General features: G+C 64.0%; 14 protein-coding genes. 8 read left to right on the plus strand and 6 right to left on the minus strand.

Annotation, left to right across the window (positions count from 1 at the left end; all coding sequences use genetic code 11):
- The first annotated feature begins 256 nt into the window (after positions 1–256).
- Positions 257–787, plus strand: a complete 531-nt coding sequence (locus FHG66_RS07455; protein WP_176556157.1) for an extensin-like domain-containing protein — start codon at positions 257–259, stop codon at positions 785–787.
- A gap of 49 nt (positions 788–836) precedes the next feature.
- Here FHG66_RS07455 and gap read toward each other — a convergent pair whose 3' ends face one another.
- Positions 837–1,859 carry a type I glyceraldehyde-3-phosphate dehydrogenase gene (gene gap, locus FHG66_RS07460; RefSeq protein ID WP_139076121.1) on the minus strand — a complete coding sequence of 341 codons (1,023 nt, stop codon included), beginning with the start codon at positions 1,857–1,859 and terminating at the stop codon, positions 837–839.
- Positions 1,860–1,990: 131 nt separating this feature from the next.
- Here gap and FHG66_RS07465 point away from each other — a divergent pair, with 131 nt between their 5' ends.
- A complete protein-coding gene (locus FHG66_RS07465) occupies positions 1,991–2,374 on the plus strand; it encodes a DoxX family protein (RefSeq protein WP_139076122.1) in 384 nt (127 codons plus the stop codon).
- Here the strand turns inward: FHG66_RS07465 and tkt are convergent.
- Complete coding sequence (tkt, locus tag FHG66_RS07470) at positions 2,366–4,378, minus strand: transketolase (RefSeq protein ID WP_139076123.1); 2,013 nt, start codon at positions 4,376–4,378, stop codon at positions 2,366–2,368. The genes FHG66_RS07465 and tkt overlap by 9 nt on opposite strands.
- Before the next feature lie 202 nt (positions 4,379–4,580).
- Here tkt and FHG66_RS07475 point away from each other — a divergent pair, with 202 nt between their 5' ends.
- Entirely contained in the window at positions 4,581–4,937 is a 357-nt protein-coding gene (locus FHG66_RS07475; RefSeq protein WP_246082502.1) for a hypothetical protein, read from the plus strand.
- Positions 4,937–5,368: a cell division protein ZapA gene (locus FHG66_RS07480; RefSeq protein ID WP_139076124.1), complete on the plus strand. Its 432-nt coding sequence runs from the start codon at positions 4,937–4,939 to the stop codon at positions 5,366–5,368. Before FHG66_RS07475 ends, FHG66_RS07480 begins: the two co-directional genes overlap by 1 nt.
- Before the next feature lie 226 nt (positions 5,369–5,594).
- On the opposite strand, the gene grxD is transcribed toward FHG66_RS07480, so the two are convergent.
- From grxD to FHG66_RS07500, 4 genes are all read right to left on the minus strand, one after another.
- Complete coding sequence (gene grxD / locus FHG66_RS07485) at positions 5,595–5,963, minus strand: Grx4 family monothiol glutaredoxin (RefSeq protein WP_139076125.1); 369 nt, start codon at positions 5,961–5,963, stop codon at positions 5,595–5,597.
- Between the two features lie 125 nt (positions 5,964–6,088).
- Positions 6,089–6,331 (minus strand): BolA/IbaG family iron-sulfur metabolism protein, encoded by a 243-nt coding sequence (locus FHG66_RS07490; RefSeq protein ID WP_139076126.1) that lies wholly within the window; start codon positions 6,329–6,331, stop codon positions 6,089–6,091.
- A 60-nt stretch (positions 6,332–6,391) separates the two neighbouring features.
- Positions 6,392–8,551: a phosphoribosylformylglycinamidine synthase subunit PurL gene (gene purL / locus FHG66_RS07495; protein ID WP_139076127.1), complete on the minus strand. Its 2,160-nt coding sequence runs from the start codon at positions 8,549–8,551 to the stop codon at positions 6,392–6,394.
- A 268-nt stretch (positions 8,552–8,819) separates the two neighbouring features.
- Positions 8,820–9,719 (minus strand): LysR family transcriptional regulator, encoded by a 900-nt coding sequence (locus FHG66_RS07500; protein ID WP_139076128.1) that lies wholly within the window; start codon positions 9,717–9,719, stop codon positions 8,820–8,822.
- Between the two features lie 296 nt (positions 9,720–10,015).
- Between FHG66_RS07500 and FHG66_RS07505 the strand changes: the two genes are divergently transcribed.
- From FHG66_RS07505 to ccmE, 4 genes are all read left to right on the plus strand, one after another.
- A complete protein-coding gene (locus tag FHG66_RS07505) occupies positions 10,016–10,828 on the plus strand; it encodes a glutamate racemase (protein WP_139076129.1) in 813 nt (270 codons plus the stop codon).
- An 81-nt stretch (positions 10,829–10,909) separates the two neighbouring features.
- Positions 10,910–11,173 (plus strand): DUF2171 domain-containing protein, encoded by a 264-nt coding sequence (locus FHG66_RS07510; RefSeq protein ID WP_139076130.1) that lies wholly within the window; start codon positions 10,910–10,912, stop codon positions 11,171–11,173.
- Positions 11,174–11,273: 100 nt separating this feature from the next.
- On the plus strand, positions 11,274–12,299 hold the full coding sequence (gene argC, locus FHG66_RS07515; protein ID WP_139076131.1) for an N-acetyl-gamma-glutamyl-phosphate reductase: 1,026 nt from the start codon (positions 11,274–11,276) through the stop codon (positions 12,297–12,299).
- Between the two features lie 10 nt (positions 12,300–12,309).
- On the plus strand, positions 12,310–12,786 hold the full coding sequence (ccmE, locus tag FHG66_RS07520; RefSeq protein ID WP_139076132.1) for a cytochrome c maturation protein CcmE: 477 nt from the start codon (positions 12,310–12,312) through the stop codon (positions 12,784–12,786).
- Positions 12,787–12,799 lie beyond the last annotated feature (13 nt).

Consider the following 12,799-nt stretch of genomic DNA (forward strand, 5'->3'; position numbering starts at 1 on the left):
GACACTTTGTTTCATGACGACAGGAGCCCAAGCCCAGGACCAGGGCGCCACCCAGCTTGCCCCGGACGATGCTCCTACGCCGGTGGTTCGTCCTGCTGATGATACTCCGGCTGACGCTAGGCCTGTGGAAGCAGAGTCCAAGGCCATCGATGAGTCCGGGAAAAGGAACGATGTTCCGCACGCGCCGGAGTCGAAGCCTCTGGCATCCCCGATCCGCGAGACCTTGGCTGAACCAGAGGAGGAGCTGAGAGCCTGCTTGGCGGCCCTGACCGACCTCGGGGTGACCTTTGTCACGGGCGACCCGATCACGGAGGCGGAGGACCGTGATTGCGGGATGGTCAATCCAGTGACCATCACGGAGATCGCGACAGGGGTCGACCTTGAACCCGACGCGACCTTGCGTTGCAGTACGGCCTTGGCGGCTGCGCGGTGGGTCGCGGACGCGGTCGGTCCGTTCAGCCAGAAGCTCGGGGACCGGGGCCGCCTCGTGGGTCTGGATAACGGAACCGCCTATCTTTGTCGGCCGCGCGCCGATGGCGAAACATCCGAGCACGCTTTCGGCAACGCCCTCGATATCATGGCATTCCGGTTCGAGCGCGGTGATCCGATTCCCGTTCAACCCCGGGGCGGCGATGGAACGATTGAAGAGTCATTCCAGCGTGCTGTGCGGTCTGCCGCCTGTCTGGACTTCACCACCGTTCTGGGGCCGGGAAGCGATCCAGACCATCGCGACCACCTCCACTTGGACGTGAAATGGCGCGAGAACGGGTTTCGGATCTGTCAATGAAGGCAGTCCCCACAGGGGACTGCCAAGGCTATTCAGCCATGATCCTGCCTTAGATGAGCTTGCCCATGGCGACGGCCGTGTCTGCCATGCGGTTCGAGAAGCCCCACTCATTGTCGTACCAGGATAGGATCCGGCAAAGCGTGCCGTCCATGACCTTGGTCTGGTCCATGTGGAACACCGAGGAATGGGGATCGTGGTTGAAGTCCGACGAAACCAGCTTCTCCTCGGTGAAGCCAAGGATACCCTTCAGGCGGCCCTGGGCGGCACTGCGGATCGCCTCGTTGATCTCCTGGACCGACGTCGCGCGCCTGGCGACGAACTTGAAGTCCACAACCGAGACGTTGGGGGTAGGCACACGGATCGACACGCCATCAAGCTTACCGTTCAGGTCGGGCAGAACCTTGCCCACCGCCTTGGCTGCGCCTGTCGAGGTCGGAATCATCGACAGGGCCGCTGCGCGGGCGCGGTACAGGTCCTTGTGCATCGTATCCAGCGTGGGCTGGTCGCCGGTGTAGCTGTGGATCGTGGTCATGAAGCCATGGTGGATGCCGATAGCCTCCTGAAGGACATAGGCGACCGGCGCGAGGCAGTTGGTGGTGCAGGACGCATTCGACACCACATGATCGTTGGCGTCCAACGACCCGTCGTTCACTCCGTAGACGATCGTCTTGACCGCCTTATCGGTCGTCCACTCCTCGCCGGACACCGGGGCCGAGACGAGCACGCGCTTGGAGCCGTTCTGGAGGTGCAGCGCCGCCTTGGGCCCATCGGTGAAGATCCCGGTGCATTCCATCGCGATATCGACATTCTGCCAAGGCAGCTTGGTGGGGTCGCGTTCGGCGGTCACTTGCATGGGCCCGCGGCCCGCGTCGATCGTGTTCTCGGTGGTGGTGACGGTGCCGGGAAAACGTCCATGGACCGAGTCGTAGCGGAGCAGGTGGGCGTTGGTTTCGACCGGGCCCAAGTCGTTGATGGCAACAACCTCGATGTCGGTCCGGCCCGATTCGATGATGGCGCGCAGCACGTTGCGCCCGATGCGGCCGAAGCCGTTGATCCCCACCTTGACCACCATAGCCGTACTCCTTGTACCGGCGCGTCCGTTGCGCCATTGCGCGGCAACATGGCGATTCCGGCGCGAAGGTCAACCAAGCCTGTCGCAGGTCTCCCCTCGTGCCTTACCTCACCAGTCGGAGGGTCCAGGCCATGATCGCACGTCCGCTCGCCTTGCTGGTCGCCAGACTTCTTTTTGCGCAGCTCTTCCTGCTCGGGTCGGTCCAGAAGTGGCTGGACCCACATACCGTGGAGCAGCTGCTCGCGGGCAAGGCCTGGCCCGAGTGGCTCGTCTGGCCCGCGCTCGTTTTCAATCTCATCGCCGGGATCATTCTGGTGCTGGGGATCTGGACTCGACCAGTTGCAGGCCTGCTGGCCGCATACTGCGTGGTCACGAGCCTGTTCCACTTCATCCCCGGCGATGGCTGGCAGATGTCGATCTTTGTCAAGAACTGGGCCATCGCGGGGGGATGTCTTGCCTTAGCGGCGGCCGGGCCGGGGCGCTGGGCGCTCCGGCCTGACCAACCGTCAAAGTAGCGACTGAGCGATCCGGCACACGTTGTCGGACGTGATCCCGAACTGCTCGTACAGGACTTCGGCCGGCGCCGAGGCGCCAAAGCTCGTCATCCCCACGAAGGCGGCTTTGGCCTCACGACCGCCATCGCCCAGCAACCAGCGATCCCAGGACTGGCGCACGCCCGCTTCGATGGCGATCCGCACGGCACCCGGCGGCAGGACGCGACGCCGCACCCGTTCATCCTGCGCGGCGAACAGTTCCATGGAGGGCACCGAAACGACCCGGGTCCCGATGCCCTGCTCCTCCAGTTTCCCGCGCGCGGCCATGGCGATCTCGACCTCGGAGCCGGTCGCCAACAGGATCACCTGACGCTTGCCCGTAGCCTCGGCCAGAATATAGGCGCCCTGAGCCGACAGGTTCTTGTTGGTATGTTCGGTCCGGACGGGCTGCAGGTTCTGGCGTGACAGTGCCAGCACGGAGGGACCGGGGTGCGTCAAGGCCAGTTCCCAGGCTTCCGCGGTCTCGACCGTGTCGGCGGGGCGGAAGACGCGCAGGCCGGGCGTCGCGCGCAACATGGCCAGGTGCTCCACCGGCTGGTGGGTCGGGCCATCCTCGCCCAGCCCGATCGAGTCGTGGGTGAACACATAGACCACGCGTGCGCCCATCAGGGCCGAGAGCCGCACTGCTGGCCGTGCATAGTCGGCGAAGCACAGGAACGTTCCGCCATAGGGCACTACGCCCCCATGCAGCGCGATCCCGTTCATCGCGGATGCCATTCCATGCTCGCGGATTCCGTAATGGATGTAGCGGCCCTTACGGTTTCCGGGATCAAAGATGCCGAGATCCTTGGTCTTGGTGTTGTTGGACCCTGTGAGGTCGGCCGAGCCGCCGAGCGTTTCGGGCATGATGCCGTTGATGGCCTCCAGCACGATCTCGGAGGATTTGCGGGTGGCGACGCCTTTGGTCTCGGCCGAGGCTGCCTTCTTGACGTCCCGGATCGCTGCGGCAAGGCGGCGGGGCGGCTCGCCGGCCGCGATCCGTCGGAACTCGGTCTGCCGTGCGGCGGGAAGGGCGGTGATCCGCTCCTCCCATTCGGCGCGAAGTTGTGCGCCCCGACTCCCCATCTGCTCCCAGCGAGCCTTGATGTCCGCCGGGATCTCGAAGGCGCCATGCTCCCAGCCGTATACCGCACGCGTGTCGGCGATCAGCTTGGCGTCGGTGAGAGCACCATGACCCTTGGACGTGTCCTGCGCCGAGGAGCCCAGGGCGATGTGCGTGCGACAGGCGATCATCGAGGGCCGGGGGTCGGCCTTGGCGGCAATGATTGCCGCGTCGATGGCCGTCGGATCATGGCCGTCGATCGCCTGCACATGCCAGCCCGAAGCCGCGAAGCGCGCGCCTTGGTCCGTTTCATCTGCAATCGAGACCTTGCCGTCGATGGTGATGCCGTTGTCATCGAACAGAACGATCAGACGGGACAGCTTCTGTTTGCCCGCTAGGGCGATGGCTTCTTGGCTTACCCCCTCCATGAGGCAACCGTCGCCGGCAATGACATAGGTGTGGTGGTCGATGACCTTGGCCCCGAACCGGGCGCGCAGGGCCTCTTCGGCGATCGCGAACCCCACGGAATTAGCGAGGCCTTGGCCGAGCGGGCCGGTCGTTGTCTCCACCCCGGCTGTGTGATGCACCTCGGGATGCCCCGGCGTGCGCGATCCCCACTGCCGGAAGTTCCGGATCTGCTCGAGAGTCATATCGTCGTAGCCGGTCAGGTGGAGGAGCGCGTAAAGCAGCATGGAGCCGTGTCCAGCCGACAGGATGACCCGGTCCCGGTCTGGCCAGAACGGAGCCTTGGGGTCGAATCTCAGGTGCTTGTCGAACAGCACGGTTGCCACGTCCGCCATGCCCATCGGCATTCCGGAATGACCAGAGTTGGCCGCCGCCACGGCATCGAGCGTCAGCGTGCGGATCGCGGCAGCAAGCCGCCAATGCTCGAAATGCGCGTTGCGCAGGCTCGCGATGTCCATAAATCACTCCTCCCGGTTCCGGGCCTGACTTACCAGCGTAACAGGCAAGATCAAGCGTGGCTTCCAAGTCGTTCTCGAAAAAGGGGAGTCGCGCAATTGCGAGCGGCGCAGGTTTCCCATAGACTTTGGGCCGAACGGGCGCGGGAAGCGCTTGCGGAGCGGGGCGGCCTCCCGCCTTCGACAAGAATGAGGCGGGGGACGTATGGACGAGTCAGGCGGTGCAGGCGATTTGGGCGATCTACTTGAGGCACGTCGCCGTATCGTCGCGGCGTTCGAGGGCATCGCCGGCGGGGCAGAGTCCTTGGCCGCCAAAGCGGCTTCGGCGGCCGAGATCGAACGCCTTCGGGTCGAATTGGATGACGAGCGCGTCGTCAATGCCCAACTTGAGGAGCGCGTCCGTGCCCTGCGCGAGCGCGAGAGCGATCGTGCAGCCCTCGAGGCAGAGGTGATCCGTCTCAGAGCCGAGGTCGAAGCCCTCAAGGCTGCCCGAGATGCCGAGCGCGGCGAGATCGATGCCGTTCTTTCCGAACTCATCCCAATCGTCGAGGAGGCGCGCTGATGCCACAAGTCGAAATCATCGTCGGAGGCCGCAGCTTCGAAGTGGCTTGCCAGCCCGGCGAAGAGCCATTCCTCAAGTCTGCCGCGGAGTTGCTGGATGTCGAGGCGTCCACACTCAGCGAGCAGATCGGTCGCATGCCGGAAGCTCGGATGCTGTTGATGGCGGGCTTGCTGCTGGCAGACAAGACGGCCGGGCTTGAGGACCGCCTGCGGGAGGCCGAAGCAAAGGTCGCGCAACTCGAGGCCCAGCTTGCGGCGACGCCCAAGACCGTCGAAGTGCCGGTCGAGGTTCCGGTTGAGGTTCGCATCGAAGTCCCTGTCATCCCGGCCGAGGTTCGACAGTTGTTCATCGACGTGGCGGACGAGGCCGAGGCCCTGTCGAATGCGGTGCGACAGCTTGTTCCCGGTCAGGCAAAGAAGATCACGGCCTGAGCCGCCAGTCTGACAGGCGATCCCGCTGTGTCGGCAGGGGCCTCAGCTGAACCGCAAAGCAGGAGCGCTTTCTATCCAGGCGCCCTGATGGTGCCCCGTGAGCACGGGACACCATCTTGGGATGAAGTGAGAACCCTCTGGCCCATGGGCCAAGTCTTGCAGTTCTGTACAGGCGAAGCGGGTGCTTCGGGCCAGGAGAAGAGGGCCTTTGCAGGCCCGCAGGCTTTCAACCGTTGGCTTGACGGATCTCTTCGGCCTTGGCCTTGTCATATGCAACGCCCTTCTGATCGAGAAGAGTGTCCAGTTCGCCAGAAAGCGTCATTTCGGTGATGATGTCGCAACCGCCGACGAACTCTCCCTTGACGTAAAGCTGCGGGATCGTCGGCCAGTCCGAAAAGTCCTTGATGCCCTGACGAAGCTCCGGGTCAGCCAAGACATTCACGTCCTGAAACTCGACGCCCATGTAGTTGAGGACGCCCGCCACGCGGGACGAGAAGCCGCATTGCGGCATGCTCTTGGTGCCCTTCATGAAGAGCACGACATCGTTCGACTGAACGGTTTCACGGATCTGGTCCAGTGCGGTCGTCGTAGTCATCTCAGCGATCCTCTCGCTATCGTTTGTTTATCGAGATCCCAGGCACGGTTTGCAAGCTGATGCAGGCTGTGGAGAGAGCCAAGCCAAGTTCGGCGCATGTCATCAGCAGGGTGGCAGGCTCCTGATCAATCCGGCGCCTTGGTCGTTAGCGCAAGCGCATGCAGTTCTCCGCTCGGCCCGTCCATGCGACCCTTGAGCGCGGCATAGACGGCCCGTTGCTGCTGGACGCGGTTCATGCCGCGGAAGCTCTCGTCCACGACTTCGGCCGCATAATGGTTTCCGTCCCCTGCGAGGTCGGTGATGCTGATCCGCGCCTTGGGAAAGGCGGCGCGGATGAGCGTCTCGATGTCGTGGGCTTGCATGGCCATCGGAGGGATCCTCGTGCGTTCGTTATAATGTAAGAAAGCGCCAGTGGACCCGCAAGTCAGCTAGACTACCGCGGCCTCAAAGGCAGTGCGCCACAAGGCCACCAGATCCAGCATGGAAGCATGCTCCTCTCCCAGGCGGAAAGACTCGCCATGGATGCGGCCGACCAGGACAGCCGGCACGCCGGCCTCTTGTGCCTTGGCGAGCACCCGGTCTGCATCGTCGGGCCGGCACGCCAGAAGGTAGCGGGCCTGATCTTCTCCGAAGAGGGTGGGGAGGTCGGCCGCCTGCAACTCAACCCCGATCCCGGCGCTTTCGCCCATCTCAAAGGCTGCAAGCGCAAGACCGCCGTCCGCCAGGTCCGTGGCGGCTCGGATCAGAGTGCGGTTGGACAACACGAACTCCCCATGCTGCCGCTCCCTGGCGAGATCGACCGGCGGCGCGTCGCCTGCCTCGATGCCCAGTGCGGCAAGCAGCGCGGACTGGCCCAGATGTCCTCGCGTTTCTCCCACCAGCACGAGCACGTCGCCGTCCTTGGCCGGCCCGCCGATGACCTCGTCCAAGGACTGCAGAAGGCCCACGCCTCCGATGGTCGGCGTAGGCAGGATCGCGCTGCCATCTGTCTCGTTGTAGAGAGACACGTTGCCAGACACGATGGGGAAGTCGAGGGCGCGGCAGGCTTCACCGATGCCTTGGATCGCACCGACGAGTTGGCCCATGATCTCAGGCTTTTCGGGGTTGCCGAAATTGAGGTTGTCCGTGGCAGCAAGCGGTCGCGCGCCAACGGCCACGAGGTTGCGCCAAGCTTCCGCGACAGCCTGCTTGCCGCCCTCAAACGGATTGGCCTTCACGTAGCGCGGCGTCACGTCCGAGGTGAAGGCCACGGCCTTGGCTGTCCCATGGACCCGAACGACGCCCGCGCCCATCCCGGGCCGCCGCACCGTATCGGCCCCGACCTGGCTGTCGTACTGTTCCCACACCCAACCTTTCCAGGCGTAGCTAGGGTCGGCGAGCAACGTCCTCAGCGCCTCGATTGCACTGATCGGAGGCGGCTCCGGTGCTTCGGCCGAGATGGGCGTAGACACCCAGGGCCGGTCGTACTCCGGTGCACTGGATGAAAGCTGCGACAACGGCAGATCCGCCTTGACCTCGTTGCCGAGCATGATGAGAAAACGGTCCTCGGGAATAGTCTCGCCCACAATGGCGAAGTCGAGGTCCCACTTCTCGAAGATCGCTCTCGCTTCGTCCTCCTTCTCGGGATTGAGCACCATGAGCATTCGCTCTTGGGACTCGGAGAGCATCATCTCGTAGGCGGTCATATCCTTCTCGCGCACAGGTACGCGATCCAGGTCGAGCCGGATGCCCAAGCCCCCCTTGTCCCCCATCTCCACGGCTGAGCAGGTTAGTCCCGCCGCGCCCATGTCCTGGATCGAGATGACGGCTCCGGAGGCCATCAGCTCCATGCAGGCTTCCATGAGGCGCTTCTCGGTGAAGGGGTCGCCCACCTGCACGGTCGGGCGCTTCTCCTCGATGGTGTCGTCGAACTCGGCCGAGGCCATCGTCGCGCCGCCCACCCCGTCGCGCCCCGTCTTGGCCCCGAGATAGACCACCGGCATCCCTACGCCCGAGGCTGCCGAGTAGAAGATCGCATCCGTCCGGGCGAGCCCCGCCGCGAAAGCGTTCACGAGGCAATTGCCGTTGTAGGCTCGATGGAATCGCACCTCGCCGCCCACGGTGGGCACGCCAAAGGCGTTACCGTAGCCCCCCACGCCTTCCACGACGCCGGACAGCAGCCGCTTGGTCTTGGGGTGCGACGGCTCCCCGAAGCTCAGTGCGTTCATGGCAGCGATGGGCCGGGCGCCCATGGTGAAGACGTCCCGCAGGATGCCGCCCACGCCGGTCGCCGCGCCCTGGTAGGGCTCGATGTAGGAGGGGTGGTTGTGGCTTTCCATCTTGAAGACCAAGGCATCGCCGTCGCCCAGGTCCACGACGCCGGCGTTCTCGCCTGGGCCGCAGATGACTTGGGGCCCGTTGGTATGCAGCGTCCGCAACCAGCGCTTGGACGACTTGTACGAGCAATGTTCATTCCACATGGCCGAGAAGATGCCAAGTTCGGTGAACGTGGGCAGGCGCCCGATAATGCCGATCAGCCGCTCGTATTCCTCGGGCTTGATGCCGTGAGCCGCGATGAGTTCAGGCGTGATCCCGGGTTCCGAGCGCATGAGGGCCTCCGCTTTTGATGCTGACGGCCGTTTAGGATCTTGGGGCGTCCAGCGAAAGGGAGGCGTGCGGATTTGCTGTCGGGCGTCCCAAAAAAAAGCCGGGCTCAGAGGCCCGGCGAAGTCCAACAGGGAGGTGAAAATGATGAACGCAAGACGCCATCATCTTCAGTTGCCCAATTAGGAGGCGTGCTGCTCTCTCACAAGTCGTATATGCCATACCCAGACGCAAACCTGACATGCAAGGATTGCATGACTCGCTCTCTGGTTGTTAGGCGGCGTCGCGGATCCGGCGACGATGGGCTATGACTTCGTCCTGGACGAAGTCGCGGAACGCAGCGACCCGCTTGGACTGTCGAAGTTCCTCGGGGTAGGCGAGGAACACCGGAACCTCGCCGGATTCGACATCGGGCAGGACGCGGACCAGCGTCGGGAAGTCTTCGGTGATGTAGTCCGGGATCACGCCGACTCCAAGGTCGTTGAGCGTGGCCTGAAGGACGCCGAAGTAGTTGTTGATCGTCAGGAGGCTCTGTGGCTCGAAGCTGAGCAACTGTTCCGCGAGACTGGCCCCGGCGGTCACCTGGGCTGATGTGGGTCCCTGCGTGATGACGCGGTGCTGGGCGATGTCTTCCAGCTTTTCTAGTTTGGACGACCTTTCGAGATAGGTCCTGGAGGCGTAGAGGCCGATCCGGATCGCCATCAGGCGTTTGCGGATCAGATCGGCTTGCGATGGCTCCTTCATGCGGATTGCCACATCGGCCTCGCGCATTGGGAGATCGAGAACCCGTTCCTCGAGCATCAGGTGGATCTTGAGGTCGGGATAGCGCTCGTACAGCTTGGGCAGGCGTGGCGCGAGCCACAAGGTCCCGAAAGCGAGCGTGGTCGTGACCCGCAGTTCTCCGAACACCTCCTCCTCGCTGTCACGAATCCGCGCGGCTGCCGTCTCCAGGCGCTTGTTCATGGAGCGGGTGGCCTCGAACAGGAGTTCACCCTGTTCGGTGAGGATGAGGCCGCGCGCATGCCGGTGGAACAGGGTCGTGTTCAGGCTTTCCTCAAGCGCGCGGATCTGCCGGCTCACGGCGGACTGGCTCAGGTGGAGGCTGTCGCCGGCGTGTGTCAGGCTCCCGGCCGAGGCGACGGCATGGAATATCCGTAGCTTGTCCCAATCCATGCATAATCCTCCCCGTCATCGCGAGCGCGGCGACATTAGCACGCAGCTATGAAGTTTGCGCTAAGGATGCAAAGGTGCCATGCGCTTTTTGCGCTTCACAGGGTGGTTCCGAGCACGAAGCTCCTTGACGCGTCATCTCCGAATCAGTGGCCTCCAGCCCGATCGGGGCCGTGTGCATGGACCGGATGAGCGAGCGCCGATATGGATTCCCGCCCCGAAGACCCCTATGACCCATCTCCATGGCCGGTCGCAGAAGCGGACGCGGGTCGAGGTCTTGATCCAAAGGGGCAGGCGCGATGGCAGTGGGTATCTTCGACAGTGGCCTGGGGGGGCTGACGGTCCTCGACGCGGTGGCGAAGCGATTGCCCGACGTGCCGCTGGCCTACTTCGGAGACAACGCCCACGCGCCCTACGGCGTCCGGGACGCCGATGACATCTTCCAGCTCACGACCGCTGCGACGGAGCGTCTGTTCCGGGCCGGCTGCGATCTCGTTATCCTGGCCTGCAACACCGCTTCGGCAGCCGCGCTGCGGCGGATGCAGGAGAGTTGGGTGCCCTCTGACAAGCGCGTCCTTGGCGTGTTCGTCCCCCTTATCGAAGCTTTGACCGAACGGCAGTGGGGCGACAACTCTCCGCCCCGCGAGGTCTCGGTGAAGCATGTTGCGCTGTTCGCCACGCCAGCTACGGTCGCCTCGAGGGCGTTCCAACGCGAACTCGCGTTCCGTGCAATCGGAGTGGACGTCGAAGCTCAAGCGTGCGGCGGCGTCGTGGATGCCATAGAAGAGGGCGACATGATCCTGGCCGAGGCGTTGGTGCGATCCCATGTGGACGCGCTGCGGCGCAAGATGCCCAGCCCCGACGCCGCGGTCCTCGGCTGCACTCATTATCCTTTGATGGATAAGGTATTCCAGGATGCGCTGGGCCCCGAGGTCAAGGTGTTCAGCCAGGCAAACCTCGTGGCGGAAAGCCTTGCCGACTACCTCCGGCGCCATCCGGCCATGATCGGCCCAGGCCAAGAGTCCATGTTCCTGACCACCGGAAAACCCCGTCAAGTCTCTGATCGGGCCACCCAGTTCCTTCGCCGGCGAATCGAGTTCCAGGCCGCCTGACGTGAAGTCGGGCACCAAACGCCGTCGGTTCGCGTTGGCGCAGGCCGTCACAGGGGCGGCCGTAAACATGGAGATTCGTACATGGCGGATGCGAGCCAGATCAAGGAACATGCAGAGGTCATCGGGGCCGACGGCGTCCATATCGGGACCGTCGACAAGGTCGAGGGTGACAGGATCAAGCTGACCAAGAAGGACAGCGGCCAGGCTCATTCGGACCACCACCACTTCATTCCCATGAGCCTTGTTGCTGAGGTTGAGGCGGGCGACGTCGTCAGGCTGTCGGCGAACGCCGCCGTGGCGGCCGAGATGTTCGAGGAAGAAGAGGACGGCACTGCCCTCGACTGAGCCTCAAGCCACCCCAAGCCTTGCAGGCCCGCGACACCCTGCGCCGTTGCGCGCGGGGTGAGCAAGTCGTACACGGCCCGTGACTTGCAGGGGGATCCGCATGACTGCCAACGTAGCTGTCCTTGGTGCTTCGGGCTACACGGGGGCAGAGCTCGTCCGGCTCATCGCGACGCACCCGGCGATGCGCGTCGCCGCCCTGACGGCGGACCGCAAGGCCGGTCAGTCGATGGCGCAAGTGTTTCCCCATTTACGGCACCTGGCGCTCCCGCAGCTCACCACGATAGATCAGGTGGATTTCGCGGCCATCGACGTGGCCTTCGTGGCCCTGCCTCATGGGCTAAGCCAGTCGCTCGTGAAGAGCCTGCCTTCGGACTTGAAGATCGTCGACCTCGGCGCCGACTTTCGGCTGACGCCAGAGGGCTACCAGAGTTGGTACGGCAACGAGCATGTCGCGCCCGAGCTTCAGGCCGAGGCGGTGTACGGGTTGACCGAGTTCTATCGTGACCGCATCCGTGGCGCCCGGCTCGTCGCTGGGACGGGGTGCAACGCCGCGACGGTGCAGTTCGCCCTGCGCCCGCTGATCGAGGCGGCCCTCATCGATTTGGACGACATCGTCTGCGACTTGAAGAACGGGGTCTCTGGGGCCGGACGCTCGCTGAAGGAGAACATGCTCTTTGCCGAGCGGTCTGAGGACGTCGCGGGCTATTCGCAGGGCGGCAAGCATCGCCATCTGGGCGAGTTCGATCAGGAGTTCACCAAGTTGGCCGGCCGTGACGTCCGGATCCTGTTCACGCCGCATCTGGTGCCGGTGAACAGGGGTATCCTGGCCTCGTGCTATGTCAAGGGAGACCCGGCGGCGATCCATGCTGCATTGAGCGATCGATATGCGGACGAGCCCTTCTGCGTGGTCCTGCCGATGGGCGAGCTTCCAGCCATGTCACATGTCCAGGGGTCCAACTTCGTCCATCTGGGCGTCGCTGGCGACCGGGTGGCGGGACGCACGCTGGTCGTTTCAACTCTGGACAACCTGAACAAGGGCTCCTCTGGCCAGGCGTTGCAGAACGCCAACCTGATGCTGGGCCTTGATGAAACCGCGGGCCTGCTGCTCGCCCCCATCTTCCCCTGAGGTTCCGGCCATGATGCCCCTCAAGAAGAAGCGCCGCATCCAGGTCATCGTGCTCGCGGCAGCGTCGCTCGCCCTGTCCACCGGTCTGATCGGCTATGCGATGCGTGACGGGATCAACTTCTTCCGCTCGCCTGCCCAGATCGTGGCCGAACCGCCGGGGCCGAACGAGGTTTTCCGGATCGGCGGCCTCGTTGAGGAAGACTCGGTCGTGCGCGGGCAAGGAGAGATGGTGACGTTCCGCGTGACGGATGGCGGGGCCTCGATCCCAGTGACCTTCACGGGCATCCTCCCGGATCTCTTCGACGAAGGGCAGGGCATGGTGGGGCAGGGACGCTACGTTGACGGCGTTTTCGAGGCATCCGAAATCCTAGCCAAGCACGACGAAACCTACATGCCCAAGGAGGTCATCGACTCACTCAAGGAGCAAGGGGTCTACGTGGACCCGGACGCGTCTGACGCAACGCACGACGCTCCAGTCACGAATTAACTCTCGTTCGGCA

Source organism: Rubellimicrobium rubrum (assembly GCF_006152115.1).
In the GTDB taxonomy this organism is placed as follows: domain Bacteria; phylum Pseudomonadota; class Alphaproteobacteria; order Rhodobacterales; family Rhodobacteraceae; genus Rubellimicrobium; species Rubellimicrobium rubrum.

Excerpts from the sequence above, each read along its gene's own strand:
- FHG66_RS07500 (WP_139076128.1), bottom strand. The coding sequence starts at position 9,719 with ATGGATTGGGACAAGCTACGGATATTCCATGCCGTCGCCTCGGCCGGG.
- ccmE (WP_139076132.1), top strand. The coding sequence starts at position 12,310 with ATGATGCCCCTCAAGAAGAAGCGCCGCATCCAGGTCATCGTGCTCGCG.
- FHG66_RS07505 (WP_139076129.1), top strand. The coding sequence starts at position 10,016 with ATGGCAGTGGGTATCTTCGACAGTGGCCTGGGGGGGCTGACGGTCCTC.
- FHG66_RS07480 (WP_139076124.1), top strand. The coding sequence starts at position 4,937 with ATGCCACAAGTCGAAATCATCGTCGGAGGCCGCAGCTTCGAAGTGGCT.
- purL (WP_139076127.1), bottom strand. The coding sequence starts at position 8,551 with ATGCGCTCGGAACCCGGGATCACGCCTGAACTCATCGCGGCTCACGGC.
- gap (WP_139076121.1), bottom strand. The coding sequence starts at position 1,859 with ATGGTGGTCAAGGTGGGGATCAACGGCTTCGGCCGCATCGGGCGCAAC.
- FHG66_RS07510 (WP_139076130.1), top strand. The coding sequence starts at position 10,910 with ATGGCGGATGCGAGCCAGATCAAGGAACATGCAGAGGTCATCGGGGCC.
- FHG66_RS07490 (WP_139076126.1), bottom strand. The coding sequence starts at position 6,331 with ATGGCCATGCAAGCCCACGACATCGAGACGCTCATCCGCGCCGCCTTT.
- FHG66_RS07465 (WP_139076122.1), top strand. The coding sequence starts at position 1,991 with ATGATCGCACGTCCGCTCGCCTTGCTGGTCGCCAGACTTCTTTTTGCG.
- FHG66_RS07475 (WP_246082502.1), top strand. The coding sequence starts at position 4,581 with ATGGACGAGTCAGGCGGTGCAGGCGATTTGGGCGATCTACTTGAGGCA.
- argC (WP_139076131.1), top strand. The coding sequence starts at position 11,274 with ATGACTGCCAACGTAGCTGTCCTTGGTGCTTCGGGCTACACGGGGGCA.
- grxD (WP_139076125.1), bottom strand. The coding sequence starts at position 5,963 with ATGACTACGACGACCGCACTGGACCAGATCCGTGAAACCGTTCAGTCG.
- tkt (WP_139076123.1), bottom strand. The coding sequence starts at position 4,378 with ATGGACATCGCGAGCCTGCGCAACGCGCATTTCGAGCATTGGCGGCTT.